Raw genomic sequence first — 273 nt, 5'->3', positions numbered from 1 at the left:
CCGCGAGTCTTCTGCGCTGTTGCGTTACTGGCGTGCGGATCTCGCGCGTGAAGCGCTGTTCTGGCCCGTTCAGCAGACGCTCAGCAAGAATAACGTGAAAGATATTGGCCTGGGCTTTGACTGCCGAGTGCTGTTCCAGCGCGCCCAGTGCGCCATTAACGTGGAATCGCCGGGCGATAAGCTGAATGCCAATCTCGGCGTGGTGGCGAAAGAGCTGGCTAAAGTGCGGAAAGAGGGCCTGTCTGAAGAGGAGTTTAACGCGCTGGTGGCGCA

General features: G+C 59.0%; 1 pseudogene. It reads left to right on the top strand.

Going from position 1 to position 273, the window contains the following annotated elements:
• Window positions 1–273: pseudogene (locus RTW80_RS29280) on the top strand (insulinase family protein); the annotation flags it as partial.

The organism is Escherichia sp. AM3 (assembly GCF_032029835.1).
GTDB lineage: Bacteria > Pseudomonadota > Gammaproteobacteria > Enterobacterales > Enterobacteriaceae > Escherichia > Escherichia coli.
The sequence above is the reverse complement of the archived record's forward strand: the minus strand, read 5'-3'. Positions and strand labels throughout refer to the sequence as shown.